We start from the raw sequence: 17,682 nt of genomic DNA on the forward strand, positions 1-17,682 counted from the left end.
TTCAACACGTTTACAAAAGACTGAGCAAGGGGAGGTACCAGTGTGGCCACTACCACGACAAAAAGAAGCGGGACGAAAAAATCCTCGGGAGGCCGGAAAAAACCGGCCCGGACAGAAAAGCAGCCCATCCGCCGGGAGGTGGGGGGCGCGGTCTGCCTGTTGCTGTCGCTGTGCGCGGCGGTGAGCTATTTTGGCGCCGACGCCGTTTTTATCGACTGGTTTGCCATGCTGCTGAAGGGGCTGTTTGGCTATGGCTATTGGCTCTGCGCCCCGGCGCTGGTGCTGGCGGGCCTTATCCTGCTCATTCACCACGGGCGGCCCGTGACCCTGCGGACCACCTGCGCCCTGTTCCTGCCGCTCCTGTTCGGCGCTCTGGCTCATATGGTCCTGTTGCAGGACGGCTATGAGATAGTGAAGGGCCTTTTGAAGCTGCTTTGGAGCTCCGGCGGAGCGCTTAAATCCGGCGGCGCAGTTTCGGGCTTTCTTGCCGTGGGGGCGGTGACGGCCTTTTCAAGAGCCGCCTCGATTGTGATGTTTGCGGTGTGCTTCCTTGTCGTGCTGATGACCGCTTTGCGCATCACACCCAAAAGCCTGATGGAAAAGCGCCGTAGCCGCCTCCGGTATGAGCCGGAGCCGGAGCCTGCGCCCCGGCCTGTCCCCGCCATTCCCGCCGAAGGGCAGGGAGAAAGGGGCGGAGCGCGCCGCTCCATCGACATTCCGCTGGACGGCGAGCAGCGCATTGCACCGGAGAAAAAGCCCGGTCTGCTCCATGGCTTTTTCCGCCAGAAATCCGAGCAGCAGCTTACGCCCGACCAGCTTTTGACGGAGGAGGCGGCAAAGACCGCCAAGCCGCAGGCCCAGCCGGTGCAGATCCCGTCACCAATCCCCGTGGCGATCCCGGAGCCGATTGCCGTGCCGGAACCGGCAGCCGCGCCCGCTGTGGCTGCGGTTTTCACCCCTGTGTCCACGCCGGTTGCGCCCCCCGCGCCGGCTGTGTCCACCACGCCTGCCCCTGCGGCTGAAAAACCCGGCTCTGCCGCCAAGGAGGTGGCTGTTGCCACCGCAGAGGTCACGGCCCAGATTGAGGACGCACTTTCCTCCGGGGAGGGGGCCTACCAATTCCCGTCCATCACCCTGCTGGATGAAAACCAAGGCGGCGACTTTACGGAGGCGGGAGCCGAGCTGCGGAACAACGCCCGCCGACTTGGCGAGACGCTGAAGAGCTTCGGCGTGGAGGCCGCACCGGGCGAGGTGGTTCACGGCCCCACCGTCACCCGGTACGAATTTGTGTTGGATCAGGGGGTCAAGCTTTCCAAAATCACCAATCTGGCGGATGACATCGCGCTGGCGCTGGGCGCCTCCGGTGTGCGCATCGCCCCCATTCCCAATAAAATTTCCGTGGTTGGCATCGAGGTACCCAATCGCCATGTCTCCTCCGTCCTGATCCGGGATGTGGTGGAGTCAGACGCCTTTGCGAATCACAAGTCCTCCGTGGCCTTCTCCGTGGGCAAGGACATCGGCGGACACTGCATCGTGGGAGATATTGCAAGGCTGCCCCATGTGCTCATCGCCGGAACCACCGGCTCCGGTAAATCCGTATGTACCAACTCTCTCATTGTCAGCCTGATGTACAAGTCCAGCCCTGACGAGGTGCGCTTTATCATGGTGGACCCCAAGATGGTGGAGCTGGCCCCCTACAACGGCATTCCCCATCTGCTGATTCCCGTGGTGACGGACCCGAAAAAGGCCGCGGGCGCGCTCCAGTGGGCCGTGTATGAGATGATGAAGCGGTATAAGCTTTTCTCAGAGCACAACGTAAAGGATTTGAAGGGCTATAACACGCTGGCCCGCGCCAGCGAGGAACTGACTGCCCTGCCCTCTGTGGTGGTGGTCATCGACGAGCTGGCAGACTTGATGCTGGTGGCGGCCAAGGAGGTGGAGGAATCCATCTGCCGCGTGGCCCAGATGGGCCGTGCCGCCGGAATGCATCTGGTCATCGCCACCCAGCGCCCCTCCGCCGATGTGATTACAGGCATTATGAAGGCCAACATCCCCAGCCGCATTGCCTTTGCGGTGGCGTCGGCTCTGGAATCCCGCATTATTCTGGATACGCAGGGCGCAGAAAAGCTGGTGGGCCGGGGCGATATGTTGTATGCGCCCCTTGGCTCCGGCAAACCCACCCGAGTGCAGGGCTGCTTCATCAGCCCGGAGGAAATTGAGCGGGTGGTGGAATTTGCCAAGCAGAGCGGTGAGGCCCATTACTCCGACGAGGTCATGCAGAAAATCGAAGAGAACGTGCAGGAGAAGGAAAAATTCACGGGCAGTAAGGGCGCATCCGCGCCTGACACCGCCGAGGACGAGGGCGACGAACTGCTGCCCGCCGCCGTGGATGTGGTGCTGGAGACGGGACAAGCTTCCGTATCCATGCTCCAGCGACGGCTGAAGCTGGGCTATTCCCGGGCGGCCCGTCTGGTGGACCAAATGGAGCAGCGAGGAATCGTGGGCCCCTTCGAGGGGTCCAAGCCCCGGCAGCTTTTGATCAGCAGGCAGACGTGGCAGGAGCAGCAGATGGGCGGCGCAGCCGCCCTGCCGACGGCTGATGAGCCGCCCTTCGACGAGGGCCCCGAGGACGAGGGCTGACGGCACAAATGGGCGGAGGACGGGAAACTTCTCCGCTGCGCAGGAAATTGCCAAATTGTTAAATATTGCACAAATAGAATCTGCGATTAGAGTGCGACGCTGTGCAAAATGTTTAATGATTTGGAGGCTCGGAAAGGACAGGTAGCTGTTGACATCCCGGAAAAAGACGCATAGAATGAGAGAATCAGGAAACTCGCAGCGGTAATTGGAAAATGAAAAGGAGGTATCCCGTCATGAAATTTTCGAGCAAAATCGAAAAGTGCGGATTGTCCCCCATTCGGAAATTCCACCCCTTCGCAGTGGCGGCGGAAGCCAAGGGACACAAAATCTATCACCTGAATATCGGTCAGCCGGACATTGAAACTCCCACCGCCTTTTTTGACGCGGTAAAGGGCTTTACTCAGCCCGTTCTGGAGTATGCCCCCTCTCCCGGCATTCCCTCGTTTTTGGAGGCTGTCCGCGGCTATTATGCAAAGCTGGGCATCAAGCTGGCCTCCGGCGATCTTCTGGCCGCAACCGGCGGCAGCGAGGCGCTGGAAATGGTGTTGGAGTGCATTCTGGACGACGGGGACGAGATCCTGATTCCGGAGCCCTTCTATCCCAACTACAATACCTTCACCCGGGTCACCGGCGGGGTGATTCATCCCATCCCCACCACCCCGGAGGAGGGCTACCGCTACGCCGATCGGAGCAGAATCGAGGCGGAGATCAACGAGCATACCCGTGCCATCATGGTGACAAATCCCGGCAACCCTACTGGCGTGGTGTTGAGCCACGACGAGATGCGGTTGATTGTGGACATTGCCAAGGAGCACAATCTGTTTGTCATCGGGGACGAGGTGTACCGCGAGTTTGTCTACGGCGGCGAGGGTCTTGCCACCATGCTGGAGTTTGAGGACGCGGCGGAGAACGTCATTGTCATCGATTCCGTGTCCAAGCGGTTTTCCGCCTGCGGCGCCCGTGTGGGTGTCCTCATTTCCCGCAATAAAGAGCTGATGTCACACGCCATGAAATACTGTCAGAGCCGCCTGTGCTCCGCCACGCTGGACCAGATAGGCGCTGCCGCGCTGTACACCGTCGGGCCGGACTATTTCGCCTCTGTGCGGGACGAGTATAAAAAGCGCCGCGACACCTGCATGGAGGGGCTTGCAAAAATCCCCGGCGTGGTGTGCGAATGCCCCAAGGGCGCGTTTTACATCATGGCAAAGCTCCCTGTGGACAATACAGACACCTTCCAGCAGTGGCTGCTGGAGGAGTTTGAGGACAAGGGCGACACCGTGATGTTTGCCCCCGGCGAGGGATTCTATGCCACTCCCGGCAAGGGTCGGGATGAGGTGCGGCTTGCCTACGTGCTGAAACAGGCTGATCTGGAGCGGGCCATGGAGCTGCTGGCGCTGGGCATTCGGGCATATAACGCCCGATAAAGCGCGTGTAGGCGTATATTGCTGTACATAAATTAGCGTCCAGGCACGTGCCGGAAATGACCGGAATCGTTAAAAACCGGGAGAGGCTTGCCTCTCCCGGTTTTACGCATTGCGGACATGCAGGACCCCAGCCCCGCTGTTTTGCGGGGCGAAGGAACTTGTCCGCTGCGAAGGAATCGTGCAATGCAAAACAGGCAGTCTTGATAGCGGACTTGCAGATCAGTCCGCGCAATCAGAAAGGAAGGGTTACATGGCGGTTTTGGAGGATTTGGAGCCTAAAAAAGTCTTTCAGTTTTTTGAGGAGCTGTGCGCCATCCCGCACGGCTCCGGCAACACAAAGGCGGTGAGCGACTGGTGTGCCGACTTTGCGAAGCGGAGAGGGCTTGTATATCATCAGGACGCGCATAACAACATCATTATCATCAAGGAGGCAACTGCTGGCTATGCGCAGGCGGAGCCGGTGATTTTACAGGGGCATCTGGACATGGTGTGTGAGCAGGACCCCGACTGCGGCAAGGATATGGCCCGGGAGGGGTTGGACCTGACGGTGGGGGGGGACTGGATTTCGGCAAAGGGAACCACCTTGGGCGGTGACGACGGCATCGCCGTGGCCATCATGCTGGCGCTTCTGGATGCGGACGACGTGAAGCACCCCCGCCTGGAGGCGGTGTTTACCGTGGACGAGGAAATCGGGATGCTGGGTGCGGCGGCGCTGGATGCGTCGCCCCTGAAAGGCCGACGGTTTTTAAATCTGGACTCCGAGGCCGAAGGGGTGTTCACCGTGGGCTGCGCGGGGGGCTGCATGGCCAAATGTACGATTCCTGTCCGCAGGGGCCCCTTTTCGGGGACGGCCCTTACCGTCACGGTGAGCGGCCTTGCGGGAGGACATTCCGGGCAGGAGATTGATAAAGGCCGGGGAAACGCCAGCCTGCTGATGGGCCGTGCACTGCTGGCGATGAGCCGGGCAACGGAGGTGCGCCTTGCGGCGGTGAACGGTGGATTGAAGGACAACGCTATTCCCCGGGAAACCACGGCCACCGTGCTGGCGGCGGACGGGGAAGCGGCCCGGGCTGCCGTGGAGCGGCTTGCAGGAGAGCTGAAAAACGAATACCGCGCGACAGATAAGGCCGTCGCCCTGACGGTGGCACCGGCCCAATTGGAAGACGTGCCGATGGATGCGGAGTCCACCGCCCAGTGTCTATGCTTTCTCGCTTGTGCGCCAAACGGCGTGCAGGTCATGAGCGCTGAAATTCCTGGGCTGGTGCAAACCTCGCTGAATCTGGGAATTCTGGCTACACGGGAGGAGGCCATGGAGGCGTCCTTCTGCGTGCGCAGCAGTGTGGGCAGTCAAAAAGAGATGCTGAAGGACCGGCTGGCTTGCCTGACGGCGATGCTCGGCGGGAATACGGAATTTATCGGAGAGTACGACGCGTGGGAGTATCGCCCGGAGTCACCCCTGCGGGAGCTGATGACGGCGGTTTTCCGGGACCTGTACGGCAAAGCCCCCAAGGTTGAGGCGATTCACGCGGGGGTGGAGTGCGGACTATTCTGCGGCAAGTTGCCGGGGCTGGACTGCGTATCCATCGGCCCGGACCTGAAAGACATCCACACGCCCAGGGAGCGGATGAGTGTTTCCTCCACCGGGCGGCTTTGGGGATTTGTCGTTGAAGTCCTGGGGCGGGCCAAATAAGTGCGTCCCGATCCTGTTAATGGCTTTTTTGAAGAGAATTTGGCTAGAAAACAAGGATTAACAAGAGCGAGGACCGGCCAATGGCCGGTCCTCTCTTGTTCTGACGATTATGCCGCAATGCTTGCCCCGGCAGAAATGGCACGGGGGGCAGTGCATGCGCGATTTAGATTCCGGGACGAATTCCCCTGCGGGTGTTCTCAGGCAACTCCCACGCCTGTTCACCGTGACTGCCTATATTCCGTCGCGTCTGCCGTGCTTTTTACAGGTAGTGCACTCGCGCTCCCGTGTGGGGGATTAGGCCCGCACGGCCCAGCGCAGCTTGGCCGACCGCGCCCGGGGGTTTTGAAAGCACTCTTGCGCAGAGGGGCGGAGTACCTCGTCCGCCACGGCACTGAATGCGCCCTCCCGCAAATGCTGGCGAAAGGCCTTTTTTACCATTCGGTCCTCGCCGGAATGGAAGGTCAGAATGGCCACGCGGGCACCGGGATTCAGAACGCCGGGAAGCTTTTCAAGAAAGCTGTACAGCGCCTCAAATTCGCCGTTCACGTCGATGCGTAGAGCCTGAAACGTCCGCTGGCAGGATTTCTTAACCTCATCCTCCCGCTCCCCGGCAGGGAGAAAGGAGAGAGCCTGACCCACCAGCTCCGCAAGGCGCTTTGTGGTGTCCACCGTCCCGCCCCGGCGCAGCTCGCCCAGCACCGTCCGCGCAATGCGGGCCGCGTGGGGCTCATCGGCATTTTCCTCCAAAAGGGCGGTCAGCTCTTCCTCGTCCAGCTCCCCCAGGCGCTGGGCCGCAGAAATACCTGAGGTGGGGTCAAGCCGGAGATCCAGCGGGCCGTCGTATTTAAAGGTAAAACCCCGGGCAGGGTCGTCAATCTGCATGGAGGAAACGCCCAAATCCGCCAGCACAAAGTCAAAGAGAACGCCGGGGGCCACTGCGCCCAGCTGAGAGAAATTCATCCGCCGGAGGGTGAAAAGCTCCGGGCCAAAGCCTGCCGTTTCCAGACGTAGTCGGGTCTTTTCGGATTCGATGGGGTCCACGTCGGTGGCGTACAGATGCCCCTGCCCTTGAAGCTGCTCCAAAATTTTTCGGGAGTGACCGCCGTAACCAAGCGTTGCGTCCAGTCCGGTCTGTCCGGGCTGAACGTTCAGAAAGTCCAGAATTTCCTCCACCATGATGGGAATGTGCATTCCGGCGGGGGTTTTCCCGCTCTGGAGCACCTTTTCCACGTCGCCGCCGTATTTTTCCGGGTTCAGCTCCTTATATTTTTCCCGGAAGCTCCGGGGATGGGTGCCCTGATAGCGCGGGCGGCGCTTGTGTTCCTGTTCCATGGCGCGGCTCCTTGTTTGTCTTTTGAGCTGGCGGTTCTCAGCCCCCCAACCTGTGCCGGTTCCGGAAAAGCATTTCGGAACGGCTATATTCAGGCTATCATAGCACAAAACCGGCAAAAAGAGAAGAGCCAACCGTTGCGCCGCGGGATTTCCCCAAAAACAGAAGGTGTCGAACCGGCGGGGGGTTGGCACGGTGCGCACTTGTTTCTTCCGCGAAAATAAGCTATACTGTCCCTATCATTTAATCAGTATGTGAGGCTTAACCATGGAACTGTCTATTTCCCACCCTGCGCTGCTGACCATTTCGGACGAAGAACCGGGCCGTTCGTTTTTCGGCGGCGCACAGGAGTGGTATTCCACGGAGTGGAGCCGCAGAGCGGGCTGTGGGCCTACCTGCGCGTCCAATATTCTGGCTTATCTGTCCTTGACCCGTCCCGCGCTGCTGCCCCTGTACGGGCATGGAAGCATGGGCCGCGCGGATTTTTCCCGGCACATGGAGGACGTATACCCCCATCTCACCCCCGGAAGCGCGGGATTGAACCGGGTGGAGATGTTTTCGGACGGTGTTGCCGCATATGCCTGGGAGCGGGGGATTTTGCTGGAGCCCCACGCACTTTCACTTCCCGGACGGATAACGAGAGGCCGTCCCGCCGTTTCCCGTCTGGCGGAGTTTATAAAGGCCGGACTGATGTCCGACTGCCCTGTGGGGTTTTTGAACCTGCACAGGGGCAAGGAAAAAAACCTGCAAAGCTGGCACTGGGTCACAATTGTGGCGGCGGAGTTTGGGGAAGATCAACTGCTGGTGACCGTTTCCGATGAGGGGCGGCTGCTTCAACTGGACCTGCGGCTGTGGTATCTGACCACCCCCATGCGCGGCGCTCTGGCATATTTTACGGAAGGTCCGGCTTCTGCCGCACAGTTGGCCACGGAGAGTGCAGAGAACCAAAAGACGCCGTGAATGAGTGAGCGCAAAAGGCGCAAAGGAAGACCGGAGACGTTGTACCGCGCTGGACGAGCGCGGAAACGTAGACGCAAACACATACAATAGGAGGCTGACATGGACCTTACGGCGGTAAAGCAAATAGAATCGGAAATCCGGCGGCTTCTTCAGAGAAAGCGGCCCGTTCTGGTGGCGATTGACGGACGGTGCGCGGCAGGGAAGACTACGCTGGCGGAGGAACTGCGGGAGCTGTTTGGCGGCGGCGTGGTTCACATGGACCATTTTTTTCTGCGGCCCGAGCAGCGCACGGAGGAACGGCTGAACACGCCAGGCGGCAACGTGGACCGCGAGAGGGTTTTGCAGGAGGTGTTGCTGCCCCTCAGCCGGGAGGAGCCGATTTCCTACCGTCCCTATGATTGCAGGACGCAAGCGCTTAAAGAGGCCGTTCAGGTGGTTGCTGGGTCGGTTACGGTGATTGAGGGGGCCTATGCCTGCCACCCGTCCCTGCGGGAATACTACGACCTGAAGGTATTTCTGACGGTGGAGAGGGAAGAGCAGCTTCGCCGTATCCAGCGGCGTAACGGCCCGGAGGCGGCCGTTCAGTTCCGTGAGAGGTGGATTCCGCTGGAGGAGCGGTATTTTGCGGCCTGCGGAGTGGCAAACTGCTGCGATTTGCGGTTTGAAACTCACGGAGAGAGGTAAGCGGGCGATGCGCGGGGTTCTCAGTGATCCGTGAGGCAGGGAATTACGCCGGTTCCTGCCGAGTGCTGGGAGAAAAGTAAACTTGCCCCGTATCGCGTTTGTGGAAAAGAGAACAGACAAAGCTGGCCGCCGGAAATCCGGCGGCCAGCTTTTTGGCCTGAGAAAGAGAATGCTTCAAAAGCCTGCGGCGCAGGTAATTGAAGCTGAATGTATGCCGCTTTGAATACAGGGTTTTATACTGAAGTGAAGGAACCCCCAATGATTTGGAACATGGGGTGAGTTTCTTCAGATGAGCAGATTATCCTGCATTCCCACAATCCAACTGTTTCAGCAGCTTGTATAAAAGCGCATAAAGCGTTCTGGATTCTTCCGGGGAAAGCGGTATGCAGCTGGCCAGTTTCATAGGAACTTCAATTGCTTTTTCCTTTAGGGCCTCGCCGGCCTCGGTAATTGTAATATTCACCGCACGCTCATCTTCCTTGGATCGTTCCCGTCGGACGAGGTCCTTGCTTTCAAGGCGTTTCAGAAGGGGCGTCAATGTCCCGGAGTCAAGATACAGGTGCTGTCCCAGTTCCTTTACACCGATGGTTTTGTATTCCCACATCACCATCATGACAATATACTGCGTATAGGTCAGGCCGATCTTGTCCAGCCAGGGCTTATACTGACTAACGACTTCCTTTGCGGCGGCGTAAAGCGGAAAGCATAGCTGGTTTTCAAGCTTCAGGATTTCATCATTCATGACAGATTACCGCAGATCTTTCTTGCAAAGGCTTCAGCTTGCTTTAAATCATCTTCGTTCGGTCTTCCGCGATTGGCAAGCAGAAAGGAACCCTTGCAGTGAAATTCATCGTCCAGCACAGAAATTCCCTTGGGGTCAAGAATAGAGTTCACCTCGGGCAACAACAGCTTCCTGCCTGCCGCCGTACTGAATAAAACGACCTGTTTTACTTGAGACGGCGCGAGTCTTAGCAGAAATTCACGCAGCCTGCCGTCCATGGTTCCTGCATAGATGGCGCCTCCCACAAAAAGCACATTTGCGGACTCGCTTTCATGAAACTGTTCCACCGAAATGGCAGATGCGCCCGCACCCTTGGCAATGGCTTCGGCCAATTTTTTCGTATTTCCGCCTCTTGAAAAGTAAACGACGCGGTTCATATGATACCTCCATTCGTAATTAAAGCATCTTACGCTTCTCCAACTGCCAAAACCTCTGCGATATCTTTTTCAATGGCCGCAGGTGTCTTGGTGGGCGCATACCGGGCCACAACTTCACCCTGCTGGTTCACAAGGAATTTTGTAAAATTCCATTTGATAGTTGAACTGCCGAGGCCGCCTTTTTGGGATTTAAGCCAAGTATACAAGGCGCTTTCATTTTGTCCGTTGACATCAATCTTATCAAATTGACGGAAAGTAATACCAAATCGGCCTGTACAGAAACTTCCGATTTCTTCATTGGTTCCGGGAGCTTGATTTGCAAATTGATTGCAGGGAAAATCAAGAATCTCAAATCCCTTATCTTTGTATTTGTTATAGAGATCTTGCAGTCCGCTGTACTGCGGCGTAAACCCGCAGCCTGTTGCCGTGTTAACGATCAGCATTACTTTTCCCTGATAATCAGAAAGGTTTACATTGCTGCCTTTTGCGTCTTTTACTGTTAAATCATAGAGTTTCATGTTCCACCTCTTAATGAATATTTTAAACAATTAAATTGTATCAAATTAAATTTTGCCTGTCAAGAGTATTTTAAATCCAATTAGATGCTTTATGCTTGCCTGCATACCATTTATTGAGGAAAAAACTGATTTTAAGGGCTTAAGGAAAAACACCCTGGCTCCCGAGACTGATTGCTGCTTCATTTACCACCCGGAATCTCAAAATTTTGAAACTTCCTTAACGTGGGCCTTCAAAACAAAGAAACTTGAAGAAAAGCGGGAAAAGATGGCGAAGAAAATAGACGAAAAGGAAAACAGCCGATCTTGCATCGTGCAAGAGCGGCTGTTAAGCGTGTTATAGGTGCAGGCTTATTAGGTCAAAAGGTGTAAAAAGCCTTCCATTATTCCGCAATGACTGTTTCAGTCGATGGGCTTCATGGTCGGGAAGAGAATTACATCCCGGATGGTGTCCGACCCGGTCAGGAGCATAGTCACCCGGTCGATGCCGATGCCCATGCCGCCGGTGGGGGGCATGCCGTATTCCATAGCGGTGAGAAAATCCTCGTCCAGCATCTCCGCCTCGTCATCGCCCCGCTCCCGCAGCTCCGCCTGCTTTTCAAAGCGCGTGCGCTGGTCAATGGGGTCGTTCAGCTCGGAATAGGCGTTGCCCATCTCACTGCGGCAGATGAAAAACTCAAACCGCTCAGTAAGCCGGGGGTCCTGCGGGCTGCGCTTGGTGAGCGGAGAAACCTCCACGGGGTACATGGTGATAAAGGTGGGCTGAATGAGATGCTCTTCCACCCTCTGGTCAAAGCACTGATACAATGCGTTGCCCCAGGTTTTTTCCGCGCTGTCCGCCAGCTCCACACCAATGGATTTCGCGGCGGCGACGGCCTCCGCATCGTCGGTGATGGCTCCAAAATCCACACCCGCATACTGCTTCACAGCATCCACCATAGTCAGGCGGGGCCAGCCGGGGGTCAGGTCGATTTTCTCGCCCATCCACTCCGTTTCATAGGTGCCCAAAAGCTCCTTGGCGGCGGAGGAAACCAGTCCCTCGGCCACGTCCATCATCCCGTGGAAATCCGTGAACGCCTGATACAGCTCCACGGTGGTGAACTCCGGATTGTGCTTGGGGTCCATGCCCTCGTTGCGGAAGATGCGGCCGATTTCGTACACCCGGTCCATTCCGCCCACAATCAGCCTCTTTAAGGGCAGCTCTGTGGCAATGCGCATGTACATGTCCAAATCCAGCGTGTTGTGGTGGGTAATAAAGGGGCGGGCGGATGCGCCGCCGGAAATGGTGTTCAAAACAGGCGTCTCCACCTCGATATAACCCAGATCATCCAGATACCTGCGCAGGTGCTGGATGAATTTGGAGCGCAGAAGGAAAGCACGCTTCACCTCGGGATTTACAATCAAGTCCACATACCGCTGGCGATAGCGCAGCTCCTTGTCCGTCAGGCCGTGGAACTTTTCCGGCAGGGGCAGCAGCGCCTTGCTGAGAAGCACAATGTCCTTCACCCGGACGCTCATCTCGCCCCGCTGGGTGCGAAACACTTCGCCGTCCACACCCACGATGTCACCGATGTCGTATTTTTTAAACGTCCGGTAAACTTCCTCGTCCATCTCGTCCTGCCGGGCGTAGAGCTGGATGCGGCCGTCCCGGTCCTGCAAGTCGCAGAAGCTGACCTTGCCCATGCCCCGTTTGCTCATGAGACGGCCCGCGACTTTCACGGATTGGCCCTCCATGGCGTCGAAATTGGCTTTAATCTGTTCGCTGGTTGCGTTCCAGTCGAACCGGGTCTGCCGGAAGGGGTCTTCGCCCGCAGCCTGAAGGGCCGCCAGCTTCTCCCGGCGGATTCTGGTCTGCTCGCCCAGATCCTGCTCGGGCTGGGGGGTTGTCTTCTGTTCAGCCATAGTTATCTCCTTACCGCTCGATTTTCTTCACCGTGTAAGAAATGCTCCCGCTGGGTGCGTCCACGGTGACGGTCTGCCCCTCCTTTGTGCCCATCAGGGCCTTGCCAAAGGGGGATTCCTCCGAAATGACCCCATGCATGGGGTCTGACTCCTGCGAGCCGACAATTTTATAGGCCACCGGCAAAATGTTTCCTTGCTCGTCTGCCACGGTTACCTTGCAGCCGATGGTCACGGCGTCGTTGTCCGTCGCATTTTCGTCCAGCACCACGGCGTGCTGCAAAATCTCTTCCAGCTCCGCGATGCGGGAGTACAGCTTGCCCTGTTCATTTTTTGCCTCGTCATATTCGCTGTTCTCGCTGAGGTCGCCAAAGCCCCGGGCAATTTTAATCTGCTCCGCAACCTCGTCGCTGCGGGTGGTTTTCAAAAAATTCAACTCGGTTTGCAGCTCGTCCAGGCGGGCTTGGCTCATTCTGTATTCGTTGCTCATCGCTCATAAGTCCTTTCTGCTTCCTATATATTTTCCTTATGGTTGTCCATAAAAACTCCAGCTTAGTCATGACACAACATTATAGATTTTTCCAACCACAATGTCAAGCGCTTCCGCCGGAAACTCCAGCTTGAAAAACGGCTGCGGGGCGGTCATTTTCCGCCCCGCAGCTCCCGAATCGCCGCCGCCAGCAGTCCCGCGGCCGGTGGGGCCAGCCAGAGGTTGCCCCGGCTTTCCCGCATCAGCCACACAAGCCCGCCAAGCAAAAGTGCCGCGCATAAAACTCCCACGATCCGCGCCGTCAGTTCTCCCACCGCCGGGCCAAAGCGCCAGGCTATCAAAAGCTCCAGCGCCTGCCCGCCGTCCAGCGGGCGGATGGGCAGCAGGTTAAAGGCGCCCAAAGCCAGATGCGCGCCTGCGGCGGCGTAAAGCTCCGGATGCCGGGCGGCAAGAGAAATCAGCACGGCGGCACACAGGAGATTTACAAAGGGACCCGCTAGTAGGGCGGACAGCTCCTTTCCGTAGCTAAGTCCGCTGCGATCCGCCTCCATCATGGCGCCCAGAAGACCAATTTGTACACGGCCCACCGGCGCGCCACAAAGGCGCAAAACGACAAAATGGCCCAATTCATGCATTGTTGCCGCAAATAAAATCAATAGCAGGGGTTTTGGCCCGCTCTCCAGGGCAAACCACGCCGTAAGCAGCAGAAAGCCGCCGGAGATGCGTACCGGGCTGCTAGGGTAGCGAAACATAGTAGATGGGGTCCAGATAGGTGGTTCCGGAGTGAAGCTCAAAATGCAGATGGGGACCGGTGGCTTCTCCGGTCTGGCCCACCGCCGCGATTTTATCCCCTTCCTTCACCTGCGCGCCGGAGGAGGCATAGATACGGCTGCAATGGGCGTACAGCGTGGAAAAGCCGCTGTCGTGGGACACGATGGCGTATTTGCCGTAGCTGCTGCTTTCACCCACCGCTGTTACTGTCCCGTCGGCAAAGGCGGAGATGGGTGTGCCTTCGTCCGCGGCGATGTCCAGACCGTAGTGAAACTTTTCGTCCCCCTCGATGGGGTGCTCCCGATAGCCAAAATCCGACGACAGTGTTCCCATCACTGGGGTACAGTAATCAAAGCCGAGAACCTTTTGTTCCAGACTGACGTTGTCGGGCAGTGTTTGATTGGAATATAATACATAGGAGAGGCGCTGAGTCCCGGCGATGGTCTGTTCAGGATTGGCGTCTGCATTGGTCGCTGTCTCGCCAGGGGAGGAAGAGGTCGCAGGCGGAGTCTCCGTGACGGGGGAGGCCCCCGGTGTTTTTTCCATGGGTGGGGCGGTGAGCCAGCCGTCACTGGCAGAAAGGCGGCTGTGAATCAGGGAAGCTCCCGCGGCGGAAACTGCCACGCTGTTTGCCGGGTCGTCTTCCGTCGCGCCGTCCGTCGGAGTTCCGGGCGCGCCGGTGGGAATCGCATCGTCGTCCTCCGGGCGGAAGACGGACTGATACAGGTCATCCCAGCCCTCGGACGTATCGCCGGAAAATACCCGGCCCACGGCGGAAAACACCTCCGTCACATCCACGCTGCGCGAAAGAGCGCCGCCCACATGGCGGCTGAGCCACTGGCTGCGGTCAGGCAGCAGCAGCTTCACCGCCACCAGCAACACAAATACCGTCCCGCAAACCAAAAACTGGACCAGACGTCGCTTTTCCACTGCGGATAACGGTTGTGAAGTCTTCCGCCGCTTTGTGCGATACCCTGTCCGATTACCGTAGAGTTGATTGATTTTCTGTCCGGACTGTCGCGACGTCATCCGTCCCGCCTCCCCTCGCATTTTTCTTACTGTATGCATATTTGGGGAAGAGTATGAACAATTTCCCTTGACAAAGGGATGGTTTTTTCCTATAATACAATCTGTTGCAGCAGACTGCCGTGGCCCCACGTGGGGGCTTGGGGTATGCTGAAAATTAAAGATCCGGGTGTAGCGCAGTTGGTAGCGCGCATGGTTCGGGACCATGAGGCCGTGGGTTCGACTCCCGCCACTCGGACCAAGAAAACCCGCTGCGGCTCTAAGGTCGTAGCGGGTCTTTCATTTATCGAGTACACACATTAGTACACATTTTGCTTATTTCTCAATAATTTTTTTGATGGCATTATCGCTGTAAACCGAAATCCGGTCCAAATCTCCGGCTTTCATATGTCCGTAAACGCCCTCAGTATCCATGTTGGCCGAATGCCCAAGCGCTTGTTTTTTAAGCCCGTCCGGCATCTCATCATTGATGCTAACGTATGTGTGCCGCATTTCGTATGGAGTTATTTTGGGGATATCGTTGTGTTCGCAATATCGTTCCCATGCTTTTCGGAAATGTTTTTGCCGAGTGAAACTTGCGTTAACATCGGCGAATACAAATTTCGAAATAATCCCTTCGCGATTCAGCATTGCCCTCTGAGCATCCAACTCCGCTTTTGCCATACCTTTAATAGATAAGGGGCGCTGCGCATTTTCGTTTTTCCCCGGCGTGATATCCCCATCATCATTCAACGCACGATGAATTGTGAGCCGGTCCTCGGTGATATCACCCCATTGCAGCCCCAAGAGTTCTCCGCTTGGCTGGCTCTGGAGTCCCTGCAAAGGCAGGGCTACTCGCGCTATCTGTTCCTCAGCGAGCGGGGGCCGAATACCTGTGAACGGTGCCTATCCTATCATGGGCAGATGTTTACTCTTGGAGATGTCCCGATCCCGCCCATCCACGGAAACTGCCGATGTGAGTTGCTGGCCATGGATTCCCGCATGGAAGCGATTTACCGCGCCAGCCCGCAGGGATTCATGGAGGCGTTTCAGCGGGCAAAAGGCGACGAAGACGGCGGAGTCTTTCTTCTGGATCATGACGCTTTCCCGGTGAGCATTACCCCGGATCATCTGACCAGAATCACGCTGCCCAGCGGGCATATGGTGGTGGATCTCAGTCGTCCGAACAGTTGGGACGGCTCCGGAGGCTACGATCTGGCTGCTGCGGCCGCGTCCTATTTTACAGGGTTGGCGCAAGATGCAAGGGACCTCATCGGATATCTGCTGAATGCGCAGGCGGCACGGGGTGAAAATAAGTGGAATAGCCTTGGCAGCTTTATGGACTGGCTGACATTGGGAATTGTCAGCGGCACATGGCGGGGATTTGTTGACCGTCATGAGGAGATGGTAGCCAATCCAAATCTCTATAACATTGTCAATGCCCTTACCGGCGGATTTTTAGATACGCTCAAGGGGGCCGTTACACCCGAGGAGCCGTGGTCACTGGAGCATTGGCTGGATATCCTCGGCACGGCGCTCACTGTCTACGCGGCCTACCAAACGGCGGTCAACGTCAAAAACATTCTCACCGGCAGCGGGGACGACGCTCTGCGCGCAGGCGGCACATTGGCAGACGATGTGGATGATGTTGCCCGAAGCGCGGGGCTGACACGCACGCAAATTGATGATATAATTAAGATGCCAAGGGGACAGAGACCGGACCCCAACACCTATCTCTCAAAGGAGTACATTAACCATCATTTGTCTCAGTTTAAGGACGGTGTGACAAAGTTTTATGCGAAAGCACCCACAGGAACAGTTGGCCCGCGAGAAGAAACGTTTGTATTCCCTTCATCGTACGCAGATGACATGATAAAGCAGGCGAACGGGGATACACGAGTGTTGGAGCAGCTACTGGGCTTTGACCCGGGAGATTTAGGTGACGCTCCAGTGCGGATCGATGTTTTAAAGCCACATGGGCTCAGAATGCCAACTGGAAACGAGCGCGGTGCAAATCCATACTGGATTCCAGGCGGATATACTTCTGGTGGGATTCCGGAGGCTGTGATCGATCAGGTTCAGCCAGGCGATTATACCGTGATTCCCGTTCAATAAAAGGAGAATTTGATAATGGTTATCTTTGAAAATGGTGGAGATCAAATTATTTTAAGAGATGAAAAATACTATTTCAGAGGTGAAGATGGAGCACACTTATCTCAATATTGGGAATTTGAGATAACCAAAGAGGATGCAGAGAGGGTCATGAGGGATGCGTCATATTCCACCACGCTTTTTCTTGATTATCAAAATAAGCTCTGGGGCTTGGTAAAATGAGAGTTATCAACTCACCTGACAAAAATGTAGCTTGTCAACTACCTCTGGTCCATTGATATAACTGACTTTTTTCAAGTCCCATAATTCCACTCGGACCATTGAAAAGACCGTGGACAAAAGTCGACGGTCTTTTCCTTGGTATTTATCCTGGCGGTCCTCTTATATATGACATTAATTTTCACCCCATAATCATATTTATGAAGAGAGAAAATCATAAATTACGCATTAGAAAAATATTAACATTCAATACACACAACATAGAAATCATTTTTTAAAGTATTCGTGTGCAATTTCGACATTTTCTTTATTTCAAATATTGTATTCTCAATATGTCAGAGCAATCTGTGGATTGAAAATATGTTGTGTGCACTGATTGTAGCAAGTGTAAAGAACAGTCCATCGGAATTTCAATTGGTTCCGATGGACTGTTGCTTTATCAATTTATAAAGCAAATACTACTTGCCGATTGCCTGGAAACTATTGATATTACTGGTTTTTCCCAAGCCTTGTAATTACACTCCGACCAAAAAGACCCGTTGCAGCTCTAAGGTTGCAACGGGCCGTTTGTTTAGCAAGTACACACATTAGTACACACTTTGGTTGTTTTTTAATAATTTTTTAGAGGCACCGTCACTGTATGCAGTAATACGATCCACTGAAAGCCTAAAAGCTCTCGTGAGTGCAGAGCGGTCATGAGTAAATTTGGCTAAGCGTGGATATATCTATCTTCACTGGGTTTCATATGCCACATCGGGATTTCCGAGCCAAGCCTTGAGATAGAA

Annotated in this window: 16 protein-coding genes and 1 tRNA gene; 8 read left to right on the forward strand and 9 right to left on the reverse strand. The window is 56.0% G+C overall.

Annotated elements, in window-relative coordinates; all coding sequences use genetic code 11:
- Positions 1-42: 42 nt before the first annotated feature.
- From ABVS15_RS11385 to ABVS15_RS11395, 3 genes are all read left to right on the forward strand, one after another.
- The gene (locus ABVS15_RS11385) at positions 43-2,640 is read left to right on the forward strand and encodes a DNA translocase FtsK (protein ID WP_369283798.1); all 2,598 of its coding nucleotides are present in this window, start codon (positions 43-45) and stop codon (positions 2,638-2,640) included.
- A gap of 233 nt (positions 2,641-2,873) precedes the next feature.
- Positions 2,874-4,064 carry a pyridoxal phosphate-dependent aminotransferase gene (locus ABVS15_RS11390; protein WP_369283799.1) on the forward strand — a complete coding sequence of 397 codons (1,191 nt, stop codon included), beginning with the start codon at positions 2,874-2,876 and terminating at the stop codon, positions 4,062-4,064.
- A gap of 250 nt (positions 4,065-4,314) precedes the next feature.
- Positions 4,315-5,754, forward strand: a complete 1,440-nt coding sequence (locus ABVS15_RS11395) for an aminoacyl-histidine dipeptidase (protein ID WP_369283800.1) — start codon at positions 4,315-4,317, stop codon at positions 5,752-5,754.
- Between the two features lie 294 nt (positions 5,755-6,048).
- Here ABVS15_RS11395 and rsmH read toward each other — a convergent pair whose 3' ends face one another.
- Entirely contained in the window at positions 6,049-7,086 is a 1,038-nt protein-coding gene (gene rsmH / locus ABVS15_RS11400; RefSeq protein WP_369283801.1) for a 16S rRNA (cytosine(1402)-N(4))-methyltransferase RsmH, read from the reverse strand.
- 265 nt (positions 7,087-7,351) lie between these two features.
- Between rsmH and ABVS15_RS11405 the strand changes: the two genes are divergently transcribed.
- Entirely contained in the window at positions 7,352-8,044 is a 693-nt protein-coding gene (locus ABVS15_RS11405; protein WP_369283802.1) for a hypothetical protein, read from the forward strand.
- Between the two features lie 99 nt (positions 8,045-8,143).
- Positions 8,144-8,728: a uridine kinase gene (locus ABVS15_RS11410; protein WP_369283803.1), complete on the forward strand. Its 585-nt coding sequence runs from the start codon at positions 8,144-8,146 to the stop codon at positions 8,726-8,728.
- Between the two features lie 298 nt (positions 8,729-9,026).
- Here ABVS15_RS11410 and ABVS15_RS11415 read toward each other — a convergent pair whose 3' ends face one another.
- The 7 genes from ABVS15_RS11415 to ABVS15_RS11445 form a co-directional block, all read right to left on the reverse strand.
- Positions 9,027-9,470 carry a MarR family winged helix-turn-helix transcriptional regulator gene (locus ABVS15_RS11415; protein ID WP_369283804.1) on the reverse strand — a complete coding sequence of 148 codons (444 nt, stop codon included), beginning with the start codon at positions 9,468-9,470 and terminating at the stop codon, positions 9,027-9,029.
- Complete coding sequence (locus ABVS15_RS11420; RefSeq protein ID WP_369283805.1) at positions 9,467-9,886, reverse strand: flavodoxin family protein; 420 nt, start codon at positions 9,884-9,886, stop codon at positions 9,467-9,469. Before ABVS15_RS11420 ends, ABVS15_RS11415 begins: the two co-directional genes overlap by 4 nt.
- A gap of 29 nt (positions 9,887-9,915) precedes the next feature.
- The gene (locus ABVS15_RS11425) at positions 9,916-10,404 is read right to left on the reverse strand and encodes a glutathione peroxidase (protein ID WP_369283806.1); all 489 of its coding nucleotides are present in this window, start codon (positions 10,402-10,404) and stop codon (positions 9,916-9,918) included.
- A gap of 399 nt (positions 10,405-10,803) precedes the next feature.
- Positions 10,804-12,303, reverse strand: a complete 1,500-nt coding sequence (lysS, locus tag ABVS15_RS11430) for a lysine--tRNA ligase (protein ID WP_369283807.1) — start codon at positions 12,301-12,303, stop codon at positions 10,804-10,806.
- Between the two features lie 10 nt (positions 12,304-12,313).
- A complete protein-coding gene (gene greA, locus ABVS15_RS11435; protein WP_369283808.1) occupies positions 12,314-12,790 on the reverse strand; it encodes a transcription elongation factor GreA in 477 nt (158 codons plus the stop codon).
- 152 nt (positions 12,791-12,942) lie between these two features.
- Complete coding sequence (locus ABVS15_RS11440) at positions 12,943-13,542, reverse strand: site-2 protease family protein (RefSeq protein WP_369283809.1); 600 nt, start codon at positions 13,540-13,542, stop codon at positions 12,943-12,945.
- A complete protein-coding gene (locus ABVS15_RS11445; protein WP_369283810.1) occupies positions 13,526-14,590 on the reverse strand; it encodes a M23 family metallopeptidase in 1,065 nt (354 codons plus the stop codon). Before ABVS15_RS11445 ends, ABVS15_RS11440 begins: the two co-directional genes overlap by 17 nt.
- A gap of 162 nt (positions 14,591-14,752) precedes the next feature.
- Between ABVS15_RS11445 and ABVS15_RS11450 the strand changes: the two genes are divergently transcribed.
- Positions 14,753-14,828: transfer RNA gene (locus ABVS15_RS11450), tRNA-Pro, on the forward strand.
- A 74-nt stretch (positions 14,829-14,902) separates the two neighbouring features.
- Here the strand turns inward: ABVS15_RS11450 and ABVS15_RS11455 are convergent.
- Positions 14,903-15,373, reverse strand: a complete 471-nt coding sequence (locus ABVS15_RS11455; RefSeq protein ID WP_369283811.1) for a hypothetical protein — start codon at positions 15,371-15,373, stop codon at positions 14,903-14,905.
- Here ABVS15_RS11455 and ABVS15_RS11460 point away from each other — a divergent pair.
- Both ABVS15_RS11460 and ABVS15_RS11465 read left to right on the forward strand, forming a co-directional pair.
- Entirely contained in the window at positions 15,362-16,681 is a 1,320-nt protein-coding gene (locus ABVS15_RS11460; RefSeq protein WP_369283812.1) for a hypothetical protein, read from the forward strand. The two genes, ABVS15_RS11455 and ABVS15_RS11460, sit on opposite strands and share 12 nt — an antisense overlap.
- Positions 16,682-16,696: 15 nt before the next feature.
- A complete protein-coding gene (locus tag ABVS15_RS11465) occupies positions 16,697-16,900 on the forward strand; it encodes a hypothetical protein (RefSeq protein WP_369283813.1) in 204 nt (67 codons plus the stop codon).
- Positions 16,901-17,682 lie beyond the last annotated feature (782 nt).

Origin of the sequence: Oscillibacter sp. GMB15532 (assembly GCF_041020825.1) — a bacterium.
In the GTDB taxonomy this organism is placed as follows: Bacteria; Bacillota; Clostridia; order Oscillospirales; family Oscillospiraceae; genus Oscillibacter.

Excerpts from the sequence above, each read along its gene's own strand:
- ABVS15_RS11390 (WP_369283799.1), top strand. The coding sequence starts at position 2,874 with ATGAAATTTTCGAGCAAAATCGAAAAGTGCGGATTGTCCCCCATTCGG.
- ABVS15_RS11395 (WP_369283800.1), top strand. The coding sequence starts at position 4,315 with ATGGCGGTTTTGGAGGATTTGGAGCCTAAAAAAGTCTTTCAGTTTTTT.
- rsmH (WP_369283801.1), bottom strand. The coding sequence starts at position 7,086 with ATGGAACAGGAACACAAGCGCCGCCCGCGCTATCAGGGCACCCATCCC.
- ABVS15_RS11405 (WP_369283802.1), top strand. The coding sequence starts at position 7,352 with ATGGAACTGTCTATTTCCCACCCTGCGCTGCTGACCATTTCGGACGAA.
- ABVS15_RS11410 (WP_369283803.1), top strand. The coding sequence starts at position 8,144 with ATGGACCTTACGGCGGTAAAGCAAATAGAATCGGAAATCCGGCGGCTT.
- ABVS15_RS11415 (WP_369283804.1), bottom strand. The coding sequence starts at position 9,470 with ATGAATGATGAAATCCTGAAGCTTGAAAACCAGCTATGCTTTCCGCTT.
- ABVS15_RS11420 (WP_369283805.1), bottom strand. The coding sequence starts at position 9,886 with ATGAACCGCGTCGTTTACTTTTCAAGAGGCGGAAATACGAAAAAATTG.
- ABVS15_RS11425 (WP_369283806.1), bottom strand. The coding sequence starts at position 10,404 with ATGAAACTCTATGATTTAACAGTAAAAGACGCAAAAGGCAGCAATGTA.
- lysS (WP_369283807.1), bottom strand. The coding sequence starts at position 12,303 with ATGGCTGAACAGAAGACAACCCCCCAGCCCGAGCAGGATCTGGGCGAG.
- greA (WP_369283808.1), bottom strand. The coding sequence starts at position 12,790 with ATGAGCAACGAATACAGAATGAGCCAAGCCCGCCTGGACGAGCTGCAA.
- ABVS15_RS11440 (WP_369283809.1), bottom strand. The coding sequence starts at position 13,542 with ATGTTTCGCTACCCTAGCAGCCCGGTACGCATCTCCGGCGGCTTTCTG.
- ABVS15_RS11445 (WP_369283810.1), bottom strand. The coding sequence starts at position 14,590 with ATGACGTCGCGACAGTCCGGACAGAAAATCAATCAACTCTACGGTAAT.
- ABVS15_RS11465 (WP_369283813.1), top strand. The coding sequence starts at position 16,697 with ATGGTTATCTTTGAAAATGGTGGAGATCAAATTATTTTAAGAGATGAA.